Raw genomic sequence first — 3,720 nt, 5'->3', positions numbered from 1 at the left:
CTCCAGAACGGCTTCGGCGAGGCCCGGTTCGCCGGGCCGGGCGGCGATCGGCGTGGCCTCGGCCCCGACGGGCCCGGCCGCCTGGGCGATGCGCTGGGCGAGGGCGAGGATCCGCTCGTCGGCGGCGGTGACCCTGGCCTCGGCGCCCCGGCGCAGTTCGGCGAGGCGTTCCTCGACGGCGGCGAAGCGGCGGGTGTCGAAGAGCCGGCCGAGGAGCTTGCCACGGGCCTCGGCGTCCGAGCGCAGGAAGCGGGCGAAGTCGCCCTGCGGCAACAGGACCACCTGGCAGAACTGGTCCCGGCTCATGCCGATGAGCTGGGTCAGCTCCTCGCCGATCTCCTGGTGCGACGTGCTGAGGGCCTGCCAGCCGCGCTCGGGATCGTGACCGCGCAGCCGGCTCTGCGCCTTCTCCACGGTGAATCCGTCGCCGCGCTTCTTCGGGCGGGGCTGGGCGGGGCGGCGGGTGACTTCGAGGCGCCGGCCGCCGACGGTCAGTTCCAGCTGGACCTCGGTGGGCAGGTCCGGTGGGGCGTGGTCGCTGCGCAGGGAGGCGCCGGGGCTCTGACGGGCGCCGGGGACGGCTCCGTACAGGGCGAAGCAGACGGCGTCCAGGACGGAGGTCTTCCCCGCGCCGGTGGGTCCGTGGAGCAGGAAGAGGCCGGCGGAGGAGAGGGCGTCGAAGTCGACTTCCTGGGTGGCGCCGAACGGGCCGAAGGCGGTGATGCTCAGGCGGTGCAGTCTCACCGGGACACCTCGCGCACGGTCTCGTCCACCCGGACGTCGTCGAACACGGCGCGCAGCACGGTGCGTTCGAGGTCGCTGGGGCCGCTGCCGCCGCGGACGTGGGCGACGAAGTCCTCGGCGATCTGGTGGTCGTCGCGGCCCTGGAGGCGTTGGGCGTAGGACGCCTCCGGGTCGTCCGGCGGCCGCTCGGGATCGAAGACGAGGCTGAGGGTGCCCGGGAAGCGCCGGGCGAGGCGGGCCATGGGTTCGGCGGGGCGCACCGGGTCGGTGAGGGTGGCCTCGACCCAGGCCTGCTCGTGGCGGTCCAGGGCGGGGTCCTCCAGGAGGGTGTCGAGCCGGCCGCGGAGCCGGGCCAGGGGCCGCTCGACGGGGCAGTCGATCCGTTCCTCGGCCGCGATGTCCCCGTCGCCGTCGAGGTCGATGAGCCACATGGTCTTGCGGTGGTCGGCCTCGGAGAAGGAGTAGGCGAGCGGCGAACCGGAGTAGCGGACGCGGCTCGTGACCCGCTGGGAGCCGTGGAGATGGCCGAGGGCCACGTAGTCGACGCCGTCGAAGACCCCGGCGGGGACGGCCGCGACCCCGCCGACGGTGATGTCGCGTTCGCTGTCGCTGGGCTCCCCGCCCGCCACGAAAGCGTGCGCGAGGACGACGGAACGGGTGCCCCCGGGGCGGGTGGCGAGGTCGGCGCGGACCTTGTCCATGGCGGCGGTGAGGACCGCCTCATGGCCGGCCTTGGCGGCCCGGAGGGTGTCCTTGACCAGGGCCGGTTCCAGGTAGGGCAGCCCGTAGAACGCCACGCCGCCGTGGTCGTCGGCGAGCACGACGGGGGTGGCGCAGTTCTCCGGGTCGGTCCGCAGGTGGATCCCGGCCCGTTCGAAGAGCCCGGCACCGACGCCGAGCCGGCGGGCCGAGTCGTGGTTGCCGGAGATCATGACGGTGGGGACGCCGGCGGCGGCGAGCCGGTGCAGCGCCCGGTCGAACAGCTCGACGGCGGTGAGCGGCGGGACGGCCCGGTCGTAGACGTCGCCCGCGACGAGGACGACGTCCACCTCGCGCTCCCGGACGGTCGCCACGAGATGGTCGAGGTAGGCGGCCTGGGCGTCGAGGAGGGGGACGCGGTGGAAAGACCGGCCCAGGTGCCAGTCCGAGGTGTGCAGGATCCTCACGCCATCACTCCAGCGGATCCGGCCGGCGCCATCACTCCGCCGGTCCCTGCCTGCATCGTCACTCCGCCGGTCCCCGCCTGCACCGTCACTCCGCCGGTTCCTGCCTGCATCGTCGTCCTCCACCCCGTGGGCCGCACACCGGCAACCCGTGATCCCGCTCGGCACCGACCACGCTAACGCCGCCGGGCCGCCGAACCCGCATCGATCATGCAGGGGCGTCCGTGGGATTGCCCTCACACCACCGTCGCCCGGTCACACGTCGCCGTACGCCTCGCCGCCCAGCTCCAGCACGGCGGCCCCGGCAGTCGCGTCGGCCAGCCAGGCGGTGAACGCCTCGACGTCGGCGTCCGGCAGCCCGATGCCGAGGGTGACGGCCTCGGCGTACCGCACCTCGCGGATGTCCCGCCCGGTGGCCCGCAGGTCGTTCTCCAGCTTCCCGGCCCGTTGGTGGTCGATCCGGATCGTGGCGAGCCGGAAGCGCTGCCGGGTGAGGGTGCCGAGCGCGTCGAGGGCTTCGCCGACCACTCCCCCGTACGCCCTGATCAGCCCGCCCGCGCCGAGTTTGACCCCGCCGTAGTAGCGGGTGACGACCGCCGCGGTGTAGCGCACCTCCCGCCGCATGAGCATCTGGAGCATCGGGACACCCGCGGTACCGCCGGGTTCGCCGTCGTCGCTCGCCCTCTGCACGGCGGCCTCGGCGCCGATCACGTACGCGAAGCAGTTGTGGGAGGCGGTCGGGTGCTCCTTGCGGACGCGGGCGACGAAGTCCTGCGCTTCCTGCTCGGTGGCGGCGGGGGCGAGGGAGCAGAGGAAACGGGATCGGTTGATCTCGCTCTCGTGCACACCCGCGCGGGCGACGGTCCGGTACTGCTCCTGCATCCGTCCACCCTATGCGCCGCCGGGAGGGCGGCTTCCGGGGGGAATGGGCGGGCGGGGTCCTCGGTTGTCCCGGCATGAACGCAGACGACACGTACGCGGACCCCGCGACGATCAGGCGGATCCTCCAGGACACGGGCGACACCTGGGCGGTGGTGGGCCTGTCCGGCAACCGTTCCCGGGCGGCCTTCGGTGTGGCGGAGGTCCTTCGGCGGTTCGGCAAGCGGGTCGTGCCGGTGCACCCGAAGGCCGAGACGGTGCACGGGGAACAGGGGTACGCCTCGCTCGCGGACATCCCCTTCCCGGTCGACGTGGTGGACGTGTTCGTCAACAGCGTGGTGGCGGGCGGGATCGCCGACGAGGCGACGGCGGTGGGCGCGAAGGCGGTGTGGTTCCAGCTCGGCGTCGTGGACGTGGGCGCCTTCGAGCGGACGCGTGCGGCGGGGCTGGACATGGTGATGGACCGGTGCCCGGCGATCGAGATCCCGCGGCTGGGCGGGCCCGCCTGAGCGGACCGGGTGTGCGGGGCGCCCCGGGGCGGGAAGAATCCCCGCCGTGGACGACGTACGCGATGGGGACGTGCTCGACGGGGCCCGGACGACGGCCGCTCTGACCGCGCTGGGTGTACGGCCCGGCGCCGTGCTCCTGGTGCACGCCTCGCTGCGGTCGCTCGGACCGGTGGCGGGCGGTGCGCGAGGGGTGCTGGGCGCGCTGCGCCGGGCCGTGGGGCCCGAGGGGACCCTGGTGGTCCCCGCCTTCACCCCGGAGAACTCCGACACCTCCCCGCACTACCGCGCGCGGGTACGTGGCCTGGACGCGGGCGCCGTCGACGCCGTGCGCGCGTCGATGGAGCCGTACGACCCGTCGCTGACCCCCGCGCCGTCGATGGGTGTGCTGGCCGAGACCGTGCGGACGCTGTCTCTTATACACATCT

5 protein-coding genes are annotated in these 3,720 nt (G+C 74.0%); 2 read left to right on the top strand and 3 right to left on the bottom strand.

What is annotated here, in order from left to right; genetic code table 11:
• The 3 genes from CR470_RS36510 to CR470_RS36500 form a co-directional block, all read right to left on the bottom strand.
• A partial coding sequence (locus tag CR470_RS36510) for an AAA family ATPase (RefSeq protein WP_143663969.1) occupies nt 1-744 on the bottom strand: 744 nt, incomplete at its 3' end.
• Nucleotides 741-1,910, bottom strand: a complete 1,170-nt coding sequence (locus tag CR470_RS36505) for an exonuclease SbcCD subunit D (RefSeq protein ID WP_097871939.1) — start codon at nt 1,908-1,910, stop codon at nt 741-743. The genes CR470_RS36505 and CR470_RS36510, both read right to left, overlap by 4 nt.
• A 252-nt stretch (nt 1,911-2,162) precedes the next feature.
• A complete protein-coding gene (locus CR470_RS36500; RefSeq protein WP_097871937.1) occupies nt 2,163-2,789 on the bottom strand; it encodes a YigZ family protein in 627 nt (208 codons plus the stop codon).
• Nucleotides 2,790-2,863: 74 nt separating this feature from the next.
• Between CR470_RS36500 and CR470_RS36495 the strand changes: the two genes are divergently transcribed.
• Entirely contained in the window at nt 2,864-3,295 is a 432-nt protein-coding gene (locus CR470_RS36495) for a CoA-binding protein (protein ID WP_097871936.1), read from the top strand.
• A gap of 46 nt (nt 3,296-3,341) precedes the next feature.
• Nucleotides 3,342-3,720, top strand: a 379-nt coding sequence (locus CR470_RS36490) for an AAC(3) family N-acetyltransferase (RefSeq protein ID WP_143663968.1), incomplete at its 3' end; no start/stop codon positions are given.

The organism is Streptomyces sp. rh34 (assembly GCF_002551245.1).
GTDB lineage: Bacteria > Actinomycetota > Actinomycetes > Streptomycetales > Streptomycetaceae > Streptomyces.
The sequence above is the reverse complement of the archived record's forward strand: the minus strand, read 5'-3'. Positions and strand labels throughout refer to the sequence as shown.